Consider the following 19,414-nt stretch of genomic DNA (forward strand, 5'->3'; position numbering starts at 1 on the left):
ACCGTGAAAACGCTGCGCAGTGCCATCTTGTGCCGAGCGGACGCGGCGCCGTAAGGTTGGGCGCCGCGCGACTTGGATCATGGTTCAGGTTTTGGCTGCAGCCCCTTGCCCAGGTCAGCGCCGGTGGTGGGGTCGCTGGTGGGGTCCGAGAGCGTGCGGATTTTCATCGCGCTCAGCACCGCTTCATCGTCGGCGTCCAACTGCACGCTGGCGGTGCCGTCACCGCCATCGACCGCCGGTTGTGGGTTTTCCACAAACTCCCAACCGTCACCCTGGTTCCAGGGCCCGCGCAGGTTCTCCGCGCCTTGGGACATGTTGAAGTACACCTGGGTGAACTCCGGTTTGCCCGGCAACTTGCCCTGGGGAAAATTCGGCTGGATCGCATGCAGCGCTTTTTCGAAGGATATCTGGTGAGCGATTTCCCGCGTCATCAAAAAACCCAGCGCATCTTTTACACCCGGGTCATCGGTGACGTTCATCAACCGCTCATAGACAATTTTGGCCCGGGCTTCGGCGGCGATATTCGAGCGCATGTCTGCGGTGGGTTCACCAATAGTGTCGATGTAGGCGGCGGTCCACGGCACGCCGGCAGAGTTGGTCAAAGGCGAACCCGCCCCGTACAGCAGGCTGGTGATATGCGAGTCATTGCCGGCGCCATTGAGGGCACGATACAACTCGCCCTCCTCTTCCACGCCTTCGGCCATTCGCCCCTTGGCGCCCTTGTTGAGCATGACGATGATGGAGCCGACGATCTCCAGATGGCTGAGTTCTTCGGTGGCGATGTCCATCAGCAAATCTTTGCGCCCCGGATCGTCTTCCGCCAAGGCTTGGGTGAAGTAACGGGACGCGGCGGCCAACTCACCTTGGGCGCCGCCAAACTGCTCGAGCAAAAGGTTGGCCAGGCCCGGATTGGGCTCGGCGACGCGGACGGTGTATTGAAGTCGCTTGTTATGTAGAAACATGAACAAATCTCCTCAGGCTTACGGAAAAAGGCGCCCTGCTGGAATGCGCGCCTACCTTGCATGGGAAGTGGCCTGCGCGTGGAAAATTTCAAAATAAACCGACGCCTCACGACCAGCGGTAATGCGCTGCAGGCCAAGCGAAACGGCACTTGTAGCGCAGTTCTCTCAATCGGCGCCGTGGTTTTCCGACTCGGGCACGGCGTCGATGCCGGGCGTACCGTTGGCGGGCTTGATGCTGGCGTCAGCGGGCGTTGCGGCGCTGTCGGGATGGTCCCAATCGGTGGTCGCGTTGGGGTCTTCGTCGCGCCCGGCAGTGCCGATGACGCAACCGTCTTCATTGGGTGCGTCTGGATGCTCGAGCGGCCGGTACTGTGGGTTGGATGGGTTGTGTTTCATGGCTGAAAAGCTCCCGTTCACAGGTTAGGAACCTCGTTGGAACCACACCCTTTTTTGGAGTGCGACGAAAAAGACGAATGGCAGGACCGTTAACTAAACCAGCAGTTTCGATCTGATTAATATCAAAGCGCTGGCCGGCAATAAAAGTTATACGAAGCGGCGCATCAACCAAGTTTCTGTATAACTTTTTCAGCGAAATTACCGTTCGTCGCCGGTTAGAAAAATCGGTAAAACATTTTTCAAAAAGCCAATATCGGAATAAGTGTCCGTTGCGAAACGGCCAACTAACGAAACGCAAACTTAGCGACTGGAGAACTATCATGACTACAGGTAATAAAAACCCGGGCAACTTTGCCAATGATCGCGAAAAAGCCTCCGAAGCCGGTAAAAAAGGCGGCCAAGCGTCGGGCGGGAACTTCGCCAACGACCGTGAAAAGGCCTCTGAAGCAGGTCGCAAGGGTGGCCAGCACAGCCACGGCGGCGGTCGGAAGTCGGGTTCTTGAGTAACGGTAGGAGGGGCAGCCTGGCTGCCCCTTCAAACCAAACGCACAGAACATAAGTGACATATTCATCACTGATAAATAATCGTAAACGTCGCCGACGCATTGGCCGGGCCTGGCGTGACTCGGTTGGCGGTTTGCAGATAACGGGCACGCAAGCGGATGTTGTAGCTGGACTCGAAGGACAGTGGGTTAATACCGCTGGCCCGATTCATCCCCAGGGGTACCGGGGTACTGTCTAGTGTCGCTACTTGGATGCCGACTCCGCTTGCGGCAGGCGAATTACCTGTGCCTGTGGGATCAATGCTCAGCACGCCCGTACTGGCATTGATCGCCGGGCGCGAGGAGTCGATGCGAAATTGCAGGGTGTTACCCGCTAGGATTCCGCCGGAGCCAACGCCGGTGGGTGAATTACCACTTTGCGAAAGCCAGCCAGGTCCGGTGGTGGAATAGGTGCCATGGAACGCCGGGCAATCATTCAAGTTGATGGAAAAATCTGTCCACCCTGTGGCGCTGTTAAGCCCGGTGAACTTATTGGTCAAGTGCGTCCCCATCGGCACTGAAACATCCGGCGTACTGCAGGTGCGCGAGACAATCTGGATACTGCCGGAGATGCCCATCCTGAAACCCTGCATCCTGGCATCGCCGAAGTTGCCAAACAGGCTCACGACCGGCAATGAGCTGCCCGCCAATACACCTGGCGTTACTTCCCCTAGTTTGATCAGTATCAACTCGAAGTTCGAAGGTCCATCAAACGGAATCAGGCAGCGAGAGCCCGATGTGCAGGCAGTCCAGGATTTGTTGGTTTGCCTGGGCAGCACGCCGCCGAGACTATTGATAACCACCCCCAGCCCTGGAATTCGGGTTCTGTAGACCTTGTTGGCATAGGGGCCGCTGGACCAATTGGCTAAGCCAGAAGTCGCCTCGACCGTCAACTCGGTCCACTGTTGAAACGGAGCAAACCGGCAATCCAGCTCGGGTGCCTGGCCCAAGGCCATGCTGAAGCGCTGTCGATAGACTTCGGCGCCCACCGGCACATCACGTCCGACGGTAATCGCCGAGACCTGCAATGGCATGTTGCCCACTGCGGCCTGGATACCGTTGTTATATGTACAGGTCACTGCCATGGCCGTATCGGCCATCGCCCAAAGTGCCGCCAGCGCTAGGCTGGGTTTGATCAAAGCGCCCATGTTCATAACGGTACCTTTTGCATGTTGTTGGGCGGCGTGCTGCCCGCGACCTGTTTGCCGGCGGCGCAAATAGCGTCCACCTGCTGCAATTGCTGGCCCTCGCCGGGGCCGGGAGGAATCATCAGGGCACACTGTTGATGGGTCTTGCTGCCCCAGTTGATCAACAACTGGCGGGTTTCTGGCTTGATCCGGGCATAGAGCAGACCGCCCTGCCCGACCATCCCCACCGAGGCGCCTTCGCCGTCGGTCACGCCTGCGCCAAATGGCAAGCTGCTGCCATCGTCCAGGCGCACATTGAGCAGCACCGCACGGCCCTGATTAGTGGTGTATTTAAGATGCACCACGGCGCCAGCGCGTGGGGCGACTTGTTGGCTGGTCTCGTTGAGTTCGACATCCAGCGAACTGCCAATCGGGTCGATGGCCACCTCGTTCAGCTCATAAGGCCGCAGGTACGGCACCACGGCATTGCCGCGACTGTCGAGCGTCAGGCCGGGGTACCCCGAAACCTTGGCGCCCGCGGCACCCGGCGCACTGACCACCGCCATGGTTTCGCCGCGGTACGGCGTCATGGTCACGCCCTCTGCATGGGCCACCACGGTACCGCTGGCGCCCATCGAGGCGCTGGTATAGCCATCGCCACGCCCCAGTGCCGCACTGAGCATGGCTCGCCCACCCGTGTACTGACCGTTAAGCGCGGCGCTCTTGCTGTGGTTGGCGCCGTCATGGCCGAAATTGGCGCTATAGCCATATTGACGGTCTTGGCCGGCGGTGCCGCTGATACCGGCCTGCTCACTGTAATTGCCTTGGGTATCGCGGCCCACCTGCGCGGTTATTTGCGGAGTGTTACCCGACGCGCCGAAATCCAGGGGCATGCTCATGGTCAGCAAAAAGCTGTTCTCCATGTCGCCCAGCCCCATGCGGCTGCGGTTGGCATTCACACTGAAGCTGACGCGGTTGAACTGCTTGCTGTAGCTGAACTGGTACTGCACATCACTGCCCGGCTGATTCCAGTAGTTTTGCGCGTAACCGCTGATGGAGACTTGCCCCCAAGCCCCAAGGTTCTGGTCGGCGGTCACCGAAAAACGGCTGCGCGGGCGACCGAACATGCTCGAATCCCAGCCATTTTTCTCGGCATCCAGCAGTTGGATGGCGTTGCTGAAATCCAGGTAGTCCTGAGTGGAAAACCGATAGGCTGCCAGCGAGAAGTTACTGCCGGTACTGAGCACATTCTTGCTGTACGACACCCGCATGCTCTGGCCCTTGGCAGCGCCGCCGGCCAGGTCGGTCTGGGCGTGCGTGATGTCCACGGCCATCGCACCGATGGGTGTGCCGAACGCCAGGCCGGTGAGCACCGCCGTGTAGTCATCGCTCGATTGCAGACCGGCAAAACCGGTGAAGGTATTGTTCAAGCCGTACTGCACAGTCCCTTGCAGCAGGCGCGCCTGATCGTCGACGAAGTTGTTGCGGGTTTCACCCGCAGTGAGGCTGAACCGCGAGGTGCCGGGGCGCAGCAACTGGCTGACCGAGGCGTAGGGCACGATAAAGTTCTGCTCAGTGCCGTCGGCTTCGGCCACGCTCACGCTGAGGTCGCCACCATAGCCGGTGGAGTACAGGTCATCGATCACGAACGCGCCGGGCGCCACGGTGGTTTCCAGCAAGATATTGCCGGCCTGGCGAATGGTTACCCGCGCATTGGTGCGGGCAATACCCCGGATGACCGGCGCATACCCGCGCATCGAATCGGGCAGCATGCGGTCGTCAGTGGACAGTTGCACACCGCGGTAGGACAAGGTGTCGAAGATCTCGCCGGTGGTGTTGGACTCACCCACCGTCAGTTGGCTTTTCAACGCGGTGATATCACGCTGGGCGTATGTGTCCAGAGCCTGGTACCGGCTGCCCAAACGTGACTGCCAGCTCATGGACGCGTTGTGGCGCAGGCGCCAGTCCCCCAGGTTCAGGCCCGCGTTGAGGCCCATGAACGCCGAATCGGAGTTGCCACTGCGGGTGCGGTTACGATTGGCGTTGAAGTTGTAGCTGAGCATGGCGGCCGTCACGCCACGGTCCCACAACTGCGGGCTGACGTAACCCCGCGCATTACGCTTGAGCGCCACCTGGGGAATGCTCAAGTCCAGCGCCTGGTTCTCTGGGGAGAAGTTCGCGGTAGCGCCAGGGATTACCTGCCCCACTGCCGGGCACGCCTGACTGTCGAGCATCGTGCTGGCCTCGGGCGTAAGGCTGGCCATTTGCACACCCTGGCGCTCAAGCAAGCCACGGTTCATACACACCACCGGCTTGCTGCCGTCGGCCTGGGCGTCAATGCGAATATCCTGCCGGTTGTTCAGTTGCCCGTTGAGGATGATGTCGGCTCGGTATTGGCCTGGCATCACCGGGTTGCCGGCCTGGTAGGCACTCAGGTCAAGATTGCGCGAGTCTTCGGGCAGGAAGGCGTCATTAAACTGCACTTCTTGCGCCAGTGCGCCTTGCATGCCCCACACGCCTGGAGCAATGGCCAATGCCTTGAGGATCAGGGCAGTGAGCGGATTCAAGGCGAAGCGAGGCCGCGCCCGCAGAAAAAGCCTGGAGCAAGAAAAGGTCGACATAGATGACTCGCGGTTAAAAACGTCAGGAATGGATCAGGGCTGCAGCGTGTTGTGGGTCGGGACCAACGCGCCGTAATCGTTGATGGCGCTGAATTCCACCTGGGCCTGGCTCGACGGCCTGGCCTTGAGCGTGGGCAGCGCGAACTGCCGGGTTTCTCCAGGGCCGACCATGCCGTCCTCACTGCGATAGCGTTGGTTACCCGCCACCAGGTCCAACTCGATCAGCGAGACGTGGAACGCCGACGGGTTGTACGCCTTCAGCGCCAGGCCTTGGCCATCGCGTGCCGTAACCAATTGCCACTGCACCTGCTCAACCGCCTCATTGGGATTTCCAGGCAAGCCGACCGGGCGATAGAACAGCTTGATGCGCGAACGGAAAGCCATTTGCAGCGTATTAAGGTCTGCACCCGCCTCGGGTTTGGGCGGGATTTCGAGAACGTTGAGCCAGAACACCGACTCTTTGTCCTGCGCCAAAGGCGCGCCGGTAAAGAGCACTCGCAAGCTTTGGCCCTTGGTCGGGTCAATGCGCGCCACCGGGGGCGACACTAGGAACGGCGCCTTGGAGCTGGTGGGTGTCGATTCGACGCTGCCGGTGTCGATCCATGATTGGACCAGTGCGGGCAACGTGCCGTTATTGTTCAGTTTTACGGTGATTTCTTTCTGGTCCGCCGGATAGACCAGGCGCGTACCGGTAATCACCACTGCAGCGAATGCATGGGAACACATCAGTGTGGCCAGGCCGATCAGCAGCAGTGGTTTGAATGCACGTGTGCACGACATAGAGCAATCCCTTTACCGTCTGGATGCACGCCCTTCAATACCGAGCAGGGCGTGTGTCCAAAGCCTGCGACTTACTGATAATTGATGGAGTAAGTCACGGAGCCCACAACAGTGCCCGGCGTGGTAGCCGACTGGGCGTAGTACTGAACGGCGTACGGCAGCACAGCGGTCAGGGCAGTTGGGTCAACAGTTACGCGGCTGGTGGAGGTAACCTGAGACGTGTTGCCGGCCTTGATCGCGTTGCCATTGGTGGCATCCACCAACTGCAGTTGAACCTTGGTGGCTGAACCGCTGATGTTCTTCACATTACCGCTGGCCGGATCAACACCACCGCCCGACTCAAAGAACGCCGCCGCGGTTTTGATCGCAGCAGAGCACTTGCTCAGTTCGATGTTGAAACCGGTCTGGCCAGCTACTTGCCCGGCGGAAGCCAAGGAAGCGGTGGAGATGGTTGGCAAGGTGACGGTGGTCGCGCCGGAAGCTGCTGCACCATTGACGGCCACTTGGCAGGTTTCGGCTTTCAGCTCACCGTTGAAATCAATTTTGCCGTCCGAAGCCATGGCAGCAGAAGAGACGGTGGCAGCGACCAGTACAGCGAGGGCGCGAGCTTTGTAATTCATGAGTAACTCCGAGAGCACGATAGACTTGATTAAGTTTTGAAGTTCCCTGGACGGGAAATACTTCTGCGTTGTTGCGAAGTGAAGTGTAAGCAGCGCACTTAATTTTCAAAATAGGAGTGCTCTGAAAAACAAATAACCCGGGCAAATTACCTTATAAACAGGCGATTAAAAGCAACAAACAAAGCCCCCCACCATAGTGGGCTGGCTTTAATAAGCCAACAGACAAAGCGTCTATAGGAGTGGTCCTAAAAGCGCGCCTGAACGGTATATTTAAATCCAGCTTATATAATGGGTCATCGTTATTCTGATCATGAGATGTTGATTGACCCACCGTTATCGCAGCCTAAGCATCTACACAACTTCGAGGTTAGGCTGGACCCGTGGCGGCCTGACAGCCGACGCTTATTTACCTGGCGCCCCGCGATCCAACTGTGGGAGCGGGCTTGCTCGCGAAGGCGACCTGACAGTCAACACAGTTGGATTGGGTACATATCCGTTCCTGCGGTAACGGCCACCTAGGGTTCCGCCCTGACGGCGGCTCCCTTTTGAACAGCGCAAAAGCAAGCAAAACGCTCTTGCCCCACCACTCGGCACCTCGCCCAGGCGCGGTGTGCCCGTAATCCGCCAGTGATTTGGGGGCCGCCTGAGCGGCTCGCTTCGCATCGTGGTTACCATTGAGCGCTACAGAGTTGTATAGATACCCATGGCTATCGCAGGCAAGCTCTAATGCCGTTCAGTTAAGGCATTTTGTAGGAGCGAGCTTGCTCGCGAAAAACTCACAGGCGCCGCGCTCATTCAGGAAGCACACATTATCGTTGACGTTTTTCGCGAGCAAGCTCGCTCCTACAGAGGGCGATATACGCTTAACTGAACGGCATTAAGGCAAGCCCCACCTGTGAGAACGAGCGGGTACAGCAACGAGGCTATGCTGGCGCAGGCCTTTGACCAAGCAGCACGCTGAGACGCTCGGCAATCTGCTGCGCTGGCCAGTCACGCTCATCGCGCAATAGCCGTCCCAGGCTTTCGACAGTGCCCACCAGGTCGTCCCGCTCCAGCCCCAGCGCCGCCTCGTGCAGACGCTGAACTGCCTGCAACGCTTGGCTTCGCTCGCGCAAGGCCAGTGCCTCGATCAAGTCGTTGAAGGCCGTGCGCAGGATATGCGACTCCTCCTCTGGCTCTTCCTTGGGCATTGCCGGCAGCGGACCTTGCGGCATGTCACACCAAAGCTCGATCATCTGCTGCAACTTGGCCGGTGTAACCGGCTTGACCAGCACCCCGTCGAGCCCCGCATCAAAACAACGCTCAAGGTGCTCGTTATCGCTGAAGCCCGCGACAGCTACAAGCGGACAATGGGCACGCTGCAACACCTGCTCCAACTCACGAAAGGCGCCCGCCAGCGGCTCGATTTCACTGTTTGGCAAGTCGCAATCGATCAATACCATATCGACCCGTCGCACATTGAATAGCGTCAACCCTTGGGCGCCATCAACCGCCAGCAACACCCTACAACCCAGCGCTTGCAGGTGTGCAGGCAGTGTCTGTTGGCCGGTCACAGGCGCCTGCACCACCAACACGTGTACACCGTTACCCTCCACTTGGGCCTGCGCCGCTTCAGCCTGGGGTATATCCAGGGTCTTGGCCCACTCGACAGACAGTTTGACTTCAACCTCAGTACCCACGCCTTGGGTGCTGTTGAGGGTCAGCTCACCCGACATCAGCCTCACGAGGCGACGGCAAATCACCAGGCCAAGCCCGCTACCACCGGTACGTTTGTAAGAGTGCTTGGCCCGTGCATAGGGCCGAAACAGGCTGGCCTGCGCCTGCTGTGACAAGCCAATGCCGCTGTCGATGATGCGGATCAGCACGTGCGGCACAGGAACCTCTGGCCATTCAACCACCTTGAGCTGCACCTCCACCCCGCCTACCTCAGTGAACTTGACCGCATTGGAGATCAGGTTGCGCAGCACCTGACTCAAGCGCATGCCCTCCAGCATCAAGGGGCCGCTGGGGCGTTCACCACTCAATGTCAGCAACAGGCCTTTTTCTTCGGCGCCGGCGCGATACTCCTCCACCACCTGCTGGACTAAGGCCCAGAGGTCCACAGGCTCCAGGGTCAGGGTCAGTTCCCCGGCCTCCATCCTGGAAATGTCCAGCACGTCATCCACCAGCCGCAGCAAGGTATTGGCGCCGCTGTTGGCCAATTGAGTGAAGTGGCGCTGCTGTTCGTCCAGCGGTGTGTGCTCCAACAACTCGATAGCCGCCAGCACCGCGTTCATCGGCGAACGCACTTCATGGCTGACCACCGCCAAAAACATCGCCTTTTCCCGCTCGCTCTGCACGGCCTGGCGGCGCTGACGACGGCTTTGCCAGGCGAACGCGATCAACAGCAGCACCACCGACAGCAACAGCCACAACTCACCCTGGAAATGCTCGGCGATGTCCTTGATCGTCGGAATGTCCAGGTTCATGTCATCGAACCAGGCGTCATAGATCGCTTTGCGCTCATCGTTGCTGATGGACCCCAGCACTTTTTCCAGGATCGACAACAGGATCGCGTCGCTGTCACGCACCGCCATGCTCACGCCGGTGTGCAATTGCGGCACCACCCCGGATACTTGCAACACCCCCTGATACTGCCGGGAAAGATAGGGGATCAGTAACCATTCAGAGGCGATGGCGGCATCCGCCCGACCGTCCTTGACCATCGCCATGATGTCGACAGCGTTCTGGCCGGAGATCACCGTTATGCCGGGGACTTTCTGCTGCAAAAACGCCTGATACCCCTCGCGCCCCAACATCACCAGGCGTTTGCCGGCAAGTTGTTCCAGGTCCACGAATGGCTGTTGGCCAAAGCGGCTGACGAGGATGGTGGAACTGGTGTTGTAGGGCGTCGTATAGCGCATGCCCAGGTCCTTGACCGGATCGTCGTCGCGGCGCCGGGTTGGCAAGATATCCACCTCGCCGCTGATCAGCATGTCCTTGCGGGCGCTACGATTGCCGGTGACCACCGACTGAAAATGCAGGCCCGTACGCGCCGCAATCAAACCCAGGTACTTGGCCGATAGCCCACGCAACTGGCCGTCGCTGATGTACTCGAAGGGCAGCAGGTTGTCGAACACACCGACACGCAGCACGGGGTTGGCGGCGATCCAGTCACGCTCTTGCTGGGTCAAGGTCATCGACGGCGGGTCGGCCTGCGCATCGGCCAGGCCCGCGCTTGCCAGCAGCAACCACCCCAGCAGCAGGCGCAACCGTACAACCTTCATTGTTGCGTCATCGGCGGCGGCGCGACCATGGCCAGCATGTCCAGCGGGGTCTCCTCGCTCACGGCACGCCAGTGCTGAACCAACGCCTGAAGCGTGTGCACGTAAACCGGGTTGCCCCAGCCCTCCTCTGCCCGCAACAGGTTCTCCATGTGCGCGGCCGCCTGGGCCAGGGCCGGCCATTCGATGATCAGTGCCGCGCCGTGTAACCGATGGGCAACATGGATGGCCGAAGGGCGATCACAGAGCGCCATCGCCCTGAGCAGGCTCCCCAGGTCGGCCGCCATCTCACGGTTGATAGCGGCCTGATCAAGTGTCGGGGCCATCAAGCTGGCACGCGGTGCCGCCAACGTGACGCCGCACCACTGCTCGATCACGTCACTCAACTGCCCCAGACGTATGGGCTTGCTCAACGCCCCATCCATGCCCGCCGCCAGGCAGCGTTGAAGGTGCTGCTCGCCGGTCAAGGCGGAAATGGCAATGATCGGGCAGCGCGCTCGCCCCCATTGCTGTTCGAGCGCCCGCAGTTCGCAGACCAGGCTGTAGCCGTCCTGATCCGGCAGGTCGCAGTCCATCAATACCAACGCGTAAGCGCGCTCAGCGAACCGCACGCGGGCCTGGGCCGCATCGGCGGCAATCACTGGCACACAACCAAACCCGCTGATTTGCGCCCGCAGCACTTCCTGGTTGGCCAGGGTGTCTTCCACCACCAGCAGCTGCAAACCATCGGTGACATGCAAAGGCATTGGGGCTGGGGCTCGCGTCGGTTCAGCGGCCTCAGGGGCAAGGGTTGCGGGCAAGTACAGGTTGATACACGTCCCCACTCCCGGCTCGCTGCGCAGGGTCAGCGAGCCTTGCATCAAATCGACCAATTGCCGACATATCATCAGCCCCAGGCCGCTGCCTCCCGCACGCTTGTAGGACTGACTCGCCTGGGCATAAGGCCGGAACAAAGAGGCCTGCACCGCTTCGCCCATACCGATGCCGGTGTCGCGGACTTCAACCTGCAACTGATGCTTACCGTCCAGCAAGTCTTCCAGGCGCAGGGTGATGTCAACAGCGCCGGTATCGGTGAACTTGATGGCGTTAGACAACAGGTTATGAAACACCTGCGTCAGCCGCGAACGGTCAAGCCACAACGACGGCAGGGGTGTCTGCACGCTCACATTCAGACTCAAGTGTTTTTCCCCCGCACGCAGGCGATGCAAGCCCACTACGCCATGCACCAGCGCGATGACATCCGTCGCCTCAAGTGTCAGACGTAACGCCTTGGCCCCTGAATCCGGCCGGTGCAGCACATCATCGAGCAAGCGCACCAGCATATTGGCGCCGCTGTTGGCCAAGTGCGCGAAGTGGCGCTGCTGGTCATTGAGTCGGGTGTGCCACAGCAGCTCCATGGCCGCCAGCACGGCGTTCATTGGCGAGCGTATTTCGTGACCCATCACCGCCAGGAACATGGTTTTTTCCTGCTCGTTCCGCTCGGCCTGCCGCTGCTGGCGGTAACCGCGATAGACCAGCACACACAAGCCAATCAACGCCAACATGCCCAGGATCAAAAGATGCAAGTAATGGCTGGCGATGTCCCACAGGGTCGGCGCATCTACCTCCAGGTCCCGGTACCAATGCTCGTACATCGCATTCTGTTGTGAGGGGCTGATCGAGCCTAGGGCTTTGCCAATGATCGAGGCCAGCATGGCGTTATCGGTGCGCACCGCCATGTTCACATCCAACATGCTGCTGCCCACCACGCCAGAAATTTCCAGCACGCCCTGAAACTGTCGATACAAATAGGGCATCAAGAAGGCTTCGGAGGCCACGACTGCATCGGCACCACCGTCCCGGAGGGTGTTCAGCATGGCCAAGGCCTGGGGGCTTTTGATCAGAGTGGCTCGGGGTGCCCTTTTTCTGAGCAACTGCTCGTAATACTCCACATCGGGGATCACGACCGTTTTATCTTGTAGCTGGTCAAGGTCAAAAATATCGGCGTCGTCGACACGGGTCACGATGATCGGCACGGTAGTGTCGTAGACCAGCGCGGTAAGATCCTCGATAGGCGGCTCGTCACGAAAGCGAAAGTGCGAAGACAGCAGGTCTACCTGGCCATCCAACAGCATGCGCTCACGTGCAGCCCGGGTCTTGACCGGCACATAGGTGAATTCAAGCCCCGTGGCATCGCGCACATATTGCAGGTACTGCACCGGCCGCCCTTGCAGCACGCCATTACTCATGTACTCGAAGGGGACCAGGTTTTCCATCACCCCCACTCGAAGGACCGGATGCTGCGCTATCCACAGCCGCTCCTGCTCCGTCAGCTCAACCGGCGCCGCACAGGCAAGCGCGGCATCCAGCATCAGCAACATGAATAAGAGGGCACCCGGTCGCCATCGCCTCATGGTGAGCCGATGATTTTATTGAGCTTGAACAGTTCATTGTTCGAGGTGACCCCCAATTTGCGAAACGCTGAGGTTTTCTGGGTGCTGATGGTCTTGATGCTGCGATTGAATTTTTCTGCGATTTCACTCACGGTCATGCCCGCCAGATAGCAGCGGATCACCTCCTGCTCACGGCTGGTCAGCTCGGCCTGGACCAGGGCATCCGAGGCTTCGCTGGGGTCTTTGCGCGTCTCGCTGGTGACGGTTTCCGCCAGGCGATACGTCATGTCGGTGCTCAGGTACACCGCGCCGGAGACCACCTTGCGAATGGCCTTGACCACTTGCGTCATGTCCTCGCCCTTGCCAACAAAGCCACGGGCACCGACCCGCATGGCCAGGGCCACGGTAGCCGGGTCATGATGGGCGGACAACACCAGGATCTGGCAACTGGGAAACTTGACCCGCAAGGCGCGGATCAGCGATACGCCATCCATCTCGTCGGGGCTCAGGGAGAAATCCAGCAGCAGCAGGTCAGCCGGAGCGCTGACCAGGCCGGCGAGCAAGTCGCGGCTTTTTTCATAAATGCCAACCACGTCAAAGTTGGCCTCGGCCGCCAAGGTGTTGGCGAGCCCATGCCGAACAACAGCGTGGTCGTCCAATAGAGCAATGCGTACAGGTTTCATCGTATTCGAACCCACTTGGCCCCGCTTAGGTGGCGCGGTCAAACAACAGGGACAGCTATTACGGCACTTCAAGGAGTATATGCAACAACCGCCAAAGGGCACGCCCGCCTACCGCTGTTTTTGCGCGCGTCGGCGTGGCCTGCGTTTAGCGTTAAACACTCTCGATGATGTGCTTGATCCGAAACAGCTCGTTGTTGGACATCACGCCCAACTTGCGAAAAGCCGAGGCCTTTTGCGAACTGATGGTCTTGATACTGCGGCTGAATTTTTCAGCAATTTCGGTGATGGTCATGCCCGACAGGTAACAGCGGATCACCTCTTGCTCCCGCGCAGACAAGCTGACAAAACGCATCGCGTCATCGCGTGATTGCTCCTCACCGTCATAGTTGACCGCCGTGGCTTCGGCCACCCGATAGGCCATGTCAGCACTCAGGTAGACAGCGCCCGAGGCCACCAGCCGCACTGCGCTGATCAATTGGCTCATGTCTTCACCCTTGCCGATAAACCCACGGGCACCGACGCGCAGGGCAAGAATCACCGTGGCCGCGTCATGGTGAGTGGAAAACACCAGGATTCGGCAGCCCGGGTACTTTACCCGCAGAGCACGGATCAGCAGGATGCCATCCAGCTCATGAGGGCCGAGCACAAAATCGAGCAACAACACCTCGGCCGGGTGTGTCAGCAGGCCGGCCATCAACTCACGACTGCGAGCGTAGACCCCCACCACTTCAAAATCAGGTTCCTGTACCAACCGATTGACCAAACCATGCCGCACGATTGCATGATCATCCAGCAAAGCAATTTGTAGGCGTTTCATAAATGACGGAACACTCTGTATAGCGTGCAAAAAAATGGACAACAGCGCTGCCTCACTCTGAATAAGTTAAGGTCCTCTCAGACTCATCCATTTCATCAATTACATCCGTGCAACTGAACATCACACGCCACACGCTCACTCCCTATAACTTAACGCGCACAGGCTCACCATCGCAGTTAAAAAATGCGCCAATTCTTCACAATAACAACGGTATAAAACTTAATAGATCTGCGAAAAACTTAATATAAGAAAACTCCTAAAAACCAAGAGCTGACCTACACACATCAAGTTCCAATACTTACCTGCCCGCCAAACTTTACAGCCTCAGCCGTTCTTTTCCCGCTCAATCACAAAGTTCAAGAAGGCGTCTATTTCCATCGGGCGCGCCAGCGCATAGCCCTGCCCTACCCGGCAACCCAGGCGGTGCAGCAGGGGGATCGTGGACTCGTCCTCGATCCCCTCCGCCACCAGGCTCAGGTTAAGCAGACCTGCCCAGTTCACAATGCCTGCGATCACCTTGCGTGACGAGGCGTGCTGCTCGACACCGCGCACAAACGAGCCGTCGATTTTCATTTCATCAAACGACAGGTTCGCCAACAGCTTGAAAGTGGCTGCGCCGCTGCCGAAGTCATCCAGCGAAACCTGAAAACCCTTGGCGCGAATAGTCGTCAATGACGCCGAAAGATGCAGCTCATCCGGCTCCTGCACATCTTCGGTCAGTTCGACTTTCAGCAAGCGGCTCGGCAGATCTGCCTGGCGCATGCGCAAGGCCAGGCGCTCGGCAAAATTGGGGGTGCACAGGGTCTTGGCCGACGCATTCACCGCGATAGGGATCGTAATGTTTTCGCGCTTTAACGCTAGCATCACGCGCAGAGTCCACATCTCCACCAGGCTGAACAGCAACAGGTCCAGGCCGAGACGGTTGACCAGCGGCATCAACACCGCAGGCGGAATTTCACCAAAGCGCGGGTGCTTCCAGCGCACCAACGCCTCAGCGCCGACGATGCGCCGGCTCAGCAACTCGAACTGTGGCTGAAAGACAAAGCGCAATCCCTCGCCGGTGGTCAGGGCGTTGATGACTTCATCCTCAGCCAGCGACTCAAACGTCATGGCCTGCAGCTTGGGGTCCGGTTGAGCGAGGGTCAGCAGCACCGTGCGCAAGGCATCGCCCAGCTCCAGCGGGCCACCGTCACGCAAGATCTGCACGCTGATTCCCGCCGACTGCGCCAGGCGCGAATGGGATTCCAGTGCGCTGATGGCTACGCCGCCCATGTGCTTGACCCACAACTGCTTAGCGGGCGCTTCGCACGCCGGTGTAACTGTTGCTTCGATCAAATTTTCCTGCACATTCAGGGTGGTTTCGCCGGTCCAGAAAATACTCGGAAACTGCATTAACGTACCCGCGTCATGCAGTGCTTTGAGCACACTTGGCAACATCAAGCCATCGCCACACTCGGAGCGGATTTCGCACACGATGATGTCCACGCGGTGCGCGCTTAACCACGCCTGCAGCGCCTCCAGCGAGGCGACCGTGGCCAGCGGCGTGACCCCCATGCCACCCAACGCAGAGGCGAGGCGCAAGACACACGCAGGGTCGGTTGCCAACGTGATCACGCGCAGGGCGCTGAACTCGTTAGGCACGGCGGCATTTAAGATCATGACAAAGAATTTCCCGAGATTGTTTCAGCGAAAAAGCTTATCAGTGCCTAAAAAGAAGCAAATAGGAATGGGACTAAAAGCATAAAAATGAGGCGGTGGCGGGTCCCGCGAAAAGCGTGCAATAGCTCACATCAGGATTAATTGGATTCCAGCAACGGTCTGCCCGAGCGCTGTTTTATTTGCACATCCACCCGATCCATGACGCGCGCCAGAATCGATCGGTCCGGAACACCGGAGGCAATAAAGCCGCAGCGTTGCGCCGTGACTGGATTATCGGGAAACGCTTGCAGGGTCACGCCCTGATAAATCAATGAATGTCTGACACACGCGTACTCCTCAAGCATTTGCTTAAACTGTGCGCCCGCCGCGTGCACGGTTTCTTCATTGATCACCAACAGATCAAATACATCCCTTGCGTTATCCAATAACGTAATCAACACCTTGAGGGAATCGACAGGCACAACGCGGTGGTATCCCAAATGGCCAAGGTCTTTTTCAATACTCATTCGCCGGGTGGCATCGCTATCTACCAACGCGATCCGCAAACGTGGATTGGACATAAAAGCCCTCCTGATTGACATCAAATATTGCTGCGCGAGTTCAACTGGGTCGCCAGCCAGGCCAACGCGCGCGCAGCGTTCATGGGACGAGCACAGAGATAGCCCTGGGCCTCGTTGCATCCCAGCTTCAGTAATCCCTGGCGCTGGTTTTCGTTCTCGACGCCCTCCACCACCACTCGCATGCCCAGTGCCTCGCCCAGTGCCAATGTGCTACTGACCACGGCACGGTTGCGCGCACTGCTTTGAAGATCGCGGGTAAATGCGGCGTCCAGTTTGATTTCGGTAAACGGCAACTGGCACAGGCGCTCCAGCGAGGAATAGCCGGTGCCGAAGTCATCAATCGACAGGCCGGCACCCATCATGCGCAGTCGTATCAGGGTGTCGAGCACGGCGGGAGAAACTTCCAGCAGGCCGCATTCAGTGATTTCAAACGTCAGACGACACGCAGCAATGGCGTGGGATTGGAGTGAATCGCAAAGACGCGGCAATAATGAGCCACGACCGAGCTGGTCGGACTCCAGGTTGAATGCCAGCGATAAGACCTGCTGCTGCTCTGCCGACTGCTGCAAGAACTCAAGGCCTTGTTGCAACAGCGCGAAGAACAGTTCATCCAATGCGCCAACTTGAGCGAGCAGCGGCAAAAAATCTGCCGGATACAACAGGCCGTACTGTGGATGTTGCCAACGCGCCAGCACTTCAAAACCGCGCACGTGCCCCGTGCTCAAATTGAACTTGGGCTGGAAGAACGCCTTGAACTCATGCCTTGAAAAACCCCCAGCCACGCAGGCCTTGCTCAAGAACCCAGACCGGCTGCTTCGGCGCGCCTGCTTTGTCGGCGCGCCAATCCTCTCCAAGTAGCGGCTGAGCATAGGCGCAATGGCGCTTGCTGGCACCGGGAAGTCCACATAACCCAATACACTGATGCCCAACAGGCCTGCCATGCGATCAATTGCATCGTGCAGGTCCGTGCCATGGGCGCTGAACATAATGAGCGCTTTAGCCAAGTGGCCACGGCCGAGCACTTCGATGGCCCTCAAGCCGTGTGCGCCCTCGTCCTTCAAGTTGCACAAGGCGATATCGACAGGCCCGGTACGCTCGAGCAACTCAACGGCCGCCACGACATCGGCAACGGCGGCCACCTCTTCACACCCGACCTCCCGGAACACCTGGGTGGCAACAAGCCGCTTGAACGGGTGTTCTTCGATGACCAGAACACGAATAGGTAGGAAGGACATGGCAGAGCACACATAAGTGGGGATGTGCGAATTATCGGCAGACCTTCAGCCGGCGTATTTAGGAACGCTCCTAGAAAGGGCCAGAAATATGTAAGGTAGAACATCTGCCCCAGCAGCCATTACCTTGCCAGTATTTACGCCAACTGATTCTGAGCTAGCCTTAACGCGCTGAGTCCTTTATGCGGTGAACTCATGGATACGTTAACGAAAGCCGAAATCGAAACGGCCCTTTCCGCTCGCCTTCCAAAGTGCGCGGTCAAGTGCGTGCTCAACCCGGACGGCAGCCTTTCAGTCACTGTAACGGCGCACGGTATGGACCAATTCACCATCGCCAACATCAACCGCGCCCACTACCACGGTGTTTCGGGGATCAACCGGCTTGTGCGGGAAATACGTGAAGAAATGGTCATCGCCAGACAGTCTTTCTGGCTGTCATCGGTGGGGTAACAGATATGCCAGACGCTACTGACGCAACGCTGCAACCGGTCAACATTCAATACCTGCATGACACGCTGTTCGGTGTGAACACGCTCGCCAGCGAATGCATGGGGCAACTTGTGCGCACTGCGCCCGGCGTGCAGTTGCGGCTTGCACCGCCATGGCCAAAGCTATTGCCGAAGGCCCACTGGATTAGCTTTGAATGGAATGGTCAGGCCTATCGTGGCGTGGTGCAGGAGGCTGAATCCTTGACCAACGGCGACTTGCTGATGGACATCGAACCGCAGCCGTAAACGCGCACACTTGGCAGCATTAGGCGCGTTCACCGACCATCGCCCGTTGGTGAAAATGCGGCAGCCATTTCAATGCATGAAGAGACGCGGCCAACTGCACCTGCTCACGAGAACCCATAAAGCGTTCCTTGCGACTGAACACACTCAGTGCCCCGCCGTTTCGATAGGCCCAGGCAAAACAGACAGTGCCTGGGGGAATGCCATCAATTCCATCCGGCCCCAGCAGGCCAGTGGTGGCGACCGCCACATCAGCGGGGCTGTCGCGCAGCGCGCCTTGGGCCATTTCCTGGGCGACCTCACAGCTGGTGAGATTGAAGGTATCGATGGTATAGCGACGCACGTTCAACAGCCGCTGTTTCGCTTCTGGCGAATACACCACGTACCCGCTTTCGATCCACGAACCGCTGCCGTCGACCTGCGAAAGCAAGGTGATGATCTTGCCTGCGGTACACGACTCCGCCGTCGTGATGACCAACTGATGATGCTTGAGGTATTCAACGATAGAAGCAGCGACCGACATGCTGAGTGCTCCTGTGCAAGAGGGATTTGCTCATTGATTTTTGTCAAAAAAAACGATTTGTAAAAAAGAATTTCGAAATTCTGCTGGGGTCTACAGAGGAACATCCCCCAGGAGACAGCACCATGAAGTTCGCGAAATTCTGCCAAAAACTCTCCAACCAGGCGGGCAGCTCAAAAACCTTTCTGACAGCCGTCAGCTTGATTGCTGTTTGGGCGCTCACCGGGCCTTACTTTCATTACAACGACACCTGGCAGTTAATCATCAACACCTCCACTACCATCATCACCTTCCTGATGGTGTTCCTGATCCAGAATACCCAGAACCGCGACAACAATATTCTTCATCTGAAACTGGACGAGCTGATTCGTGCCACCAAAGAAGCTCACAATGCGGCGTTAAGCCTGGATAAGCTTGGGTCGCGAGAGTTGCAAAAATTGCGCGAGCAATACAGCAAGCTGGGGCAACCCAATGCGGCCGATGAAATCAGGCAGGAGACAGATTCTCCAAGCGGCCCAATCTGAGCCCC

Annotated in this window: 18 protein-coding genes; 4 read left to right on the forward strand and 14 right to left on the reverse strand. The window is 58.5% G+C overall.

Annotated features, from left to right (window positions below):
• Positions 1-77: 77 nt before the first annotated feature.
• Entirely contained in the window at positions 78-962 is an 885-nt protein-coding gene (locus tag GIV26_RS06595) for a manganese catalase family protein (protein ID WP_198715080.1), read from the reverse strand.
• Between the two features lie 165 nt (positions 963-1,127).
• Positions 1,128-1,358, reverse strand: a complete 231-nt coding sequence (locus tag GIV26_RS06600) for a hypothetical protein (RefSeq protein ID WP_054895704.1) — start codon at positions 1,356-1,358, stop codon at positions 1,128-1,130.
• A 320-nt stretch (positions 1,359-1,678) separates the two neighbouring features.
• Here GIV26_RS06600 and GIV26_RS06605 point away from each other — a divergent pair, with 320 nt between their 5' ends.
• Positions 1,679-1,861, forward strand: a complete 183-nt coding sequence (locus GIV26_RS06605; protein WP_003190457.1) for a general stress protein — start codon at positions 1,679-1,681, stop codon at positions 1,859-1,861.
• 68 nt (positions 1,862-1,929) lie between these two features.
• On the opposite strand, the gene GIV26_RS06610 is transcribed toward GIV26_RS06605, so the two are convergent.
• The 11 genes from GIV26_RS06610 to GIV26_RS06660 form a co-directional block, all read right to left on the reverse strand.
• Positions 1,930-3,048 carry a fimbrial protein gene (locus GIV26_RS06610; protein ID WP_236279708.1) on the reverse strand — a complete coding sequence of 373 codons (1,119 nt, stop codon included), beginning with the start codon at positions 3,046-3,048 and terminating at the stop codon, positions 1,930-1,932.
• 2 nt (positions 3,049-3,050) lie between these two features.
• Entirely contained in the window at positions 3,051-5,648 is a 2,598-nt protein-coding gene (locus GIV26_RS06615; RefSeq protein WP_044273270.1) for a fimbria/pilus outer membrane usher protein, read from the reverse strand.
• 33 nt (positions 5,649-5,681) lie between these two features.
• A complete protein-coding gene (locus GIV26_RS06620; RefSeq protein ID WP_236279709.1) occupies positions 5,682-6,428 on the reverse strand; it encodes a fimbrial biogenesis chaperone in 747 nt (248 codons plus the stop codon).
• A 71-nt stretch (positions 6,429-6,499) separates the two neighbouring features.
• The gene (locus GIV26_RS06625; protein ID WP_003190448.1) at positions 6,500-7,048 is read right to left on the reverse strand and encodes a fimbrial protein; all 549 of its coding nucleotides are present in this window, start codon (positions 7,046-7,048) and stop codon (positions 6,500-6,502) included.
• 923 nt (positions 7,049-7,971) lie between these two features.
• On the reverse strand, positions 7,972-10,314 hold the full coding sequence (locus GIV26_RS06630) for an ATP-binding protein (protein WP_054895707.1): 2,343 nt from the start codon (positions 10,312-10,314) through the stop codon (positions 7,972-7,974).
• Positions 10,311-12,671 (reverse strand): ATP-binding protein, encoded by a 2,361-nt coding sequence (locus tag GIV26_RS06635; RefSeq protein WP_054895708.1) that lies wholly within the window; start codon positions 12,669-12,671, stop codon positions 10,311-10,313. Before GIV26_RS06635 ends, GIV26_RS06630 begins: the two co-directional genes overlap by 4 nt.
• Before the next feature lie 29 nt (positions 12,672-12,700).
• Positions 12,701-13,366, reverse strand: a complete 666-nt coding sequence (locus tag GIV26_RS06640; protein ID WP_003190442.1) for a response regulator transcription factor — start codon at positions 13,364-13,366, stop codon at positions 12,701-12,703.
• A gap of 151 nt (positions 13,367-13,517) precedes the next feature.
• Positions 13,518-14,183, reverse strand: coding sequence for a response regulator transcription factor (locus GIV26_RS06645; protein WP_032892352.1), 666 nt, complete (start codon positions 14,181-14,183; stop codon positions 13,518-13,520).
• Between the two features lie 324 nt (positions 14,184-14,507).
• On the reverse strand, positions 14,508-15,842 hold the full coding sequence (locus GIV26_RS06650) for an EAL domain-containing protein (RefSeq protein WP_054895709.1): 1,335 nt from the start codon (positions 15,840-15,842) through the stop codon (positions 14,508-14,510).
• A gap of 137 nt (positions 15,843-15,979) precedes the next feature.
• Entirely contained in the window at positions 15,980-16,402 is a 423-nt protein-coding gene (locus GIV26_RS06655; RefSeq protein WP_032892354.1) for a hypothetical protein, read from the reverse strand.
• 20 nt (positions 16,403-16,422) lie between these two features.
• The gene (locus GIV26_RS06660; protein ID WP_054895710.1) at positions 16,423-17,637 is read right to left on the reverse strand and encodes an EAL domain-containing response regulator; all 1,215 of its coding nucleotides are present in this window, start codon (positions 17,635-17,637) and stop codon (positions 16,423-16,425) included.
• Between the two features lie 192 nt (positions 17,638-17,829).
• Here GIV26_RS06660 and GIV26_RS06665 point away from each other — a divergent pair, with 192 nt between their 5' ends.
• Both GIV26_RS06665 and GIV26_RS06670 read left to right on the forward strand, forming a co-directional pair.
• The gene (locus GIV26_RS06665; RefSeq protein WP_127881745.1) at positions 17,830-18,084 is read left to right on the forward strand and encodes a hypothetical protein; all 255 of its coding nucleotides are present in this window, start codon (positions 17,830-17,832) and stop codon (positions 18,082-18,084) included.
• Between the two features lie 5 nt (positions 18,085-18,089).
• Positions 18,090-18,368 carry a hypothetical protein gene (locus GIV26_RS06670; protein ID WP_020303212.1) on the forward strand — a complete coding sequence of 93 codons (279 nt, stop codon included), beginning with the start codon at positions 18,090-18,092 and terminating at the stop codon, positions 18,366-18,368.
• Between the two features lie 19 nt (positions 18,369-18,387).
• On the opposite strand, the gene GIV26_RS06675 is transcribed toward GIV26_RS06670, so the two are convergent.
• Entirely contained in the window at positions 18,388-18,888 is a 501-nt protein-coding gene (locus GIV26_RS06675) for a CinA family protein (RefSeq protein WP_054895711.1), read from the reverse strand.
• A gap of 122 nt (positions 18,889-19,010) precedes the next feature.
• Here GIV26_RS06675 and GIV26_RS06680 point away from each other — a divergent pair, with 122 nt between their 5' ends.
• Complete coding sequence (locus tag GIV26_RS06680; RefSeq protein ID WP_236279710.1) at positions 19,011-19,409, forward strand: low affinity iron permease family protein; 399 nt, start codon at positions 19,011-19,013, stop codon at positions 19,407-19,409.
• The last annotated feature ends 5 nt before the right edge of the window (positions 19,410-19,414 follow it).

This window comes from Pseudomonas sp. PA-1-3F (assembly GCF_021609665.1).
Taxonomy (GTDB): Bacteria; Pseudomonadota; Gammaproteobacteria; order Pseudomonadales; family Pseudomonadaceae; genus Aquipseudomonas; species Aquipseudomonas paracarnis.